Here is a 234-nt window from a genome sequence, read left to right as displayed (position 1 = left end):
AAGTATACTTTTTCAACCGGGGTGAATACTTTTTCATTTCTAACCGGTCCGGATTCGTCCGTTTGTTCTTCGTCGTGATATAATTTCTGTCCCCTGTCTCTGTACAGGCCAATGTAACATTCACACGCATCATTTTCACCCTTTTTTTAATCGTAATTATTACGTTTTATTATATATCATCAGAAAAAAATGTCAAGCGTCTATTTTTTAAGACCGCTCCACAGTGACCTCCAT

General features: G+C 37.2%; 1 protein-coding gene. It reads right to left on the bottom strand.

All coding sequences use genetic code 11. The annotated features are described in order from the left end of the window. On the bottom strand, positions 1 to 130 hold a 130-nt coding region (gene rpmG / locus SB658_RS27720), incomplete at its 3' end, for a 50S ribosomal protein L33 (protein ID WP_410603798.1). Between the last annotated feature and the right edge of the window lie 104 nt (positions 131 to 234).

Origin of the sequence: Bacillus sp. SIMBA_008, assembly GCF_046535495.1 — a bacterium.
GTDB lineage: Bacteria > Bacillota > Bacilli > Bacillales > Bacillaceae > Bacillus > Bacillus subtilis.
The sequence above is the reverse complement of the archived record's forward strand: the minus strand, read 5'-3'. Positions and strand labels throughout refer to the sequence as shown.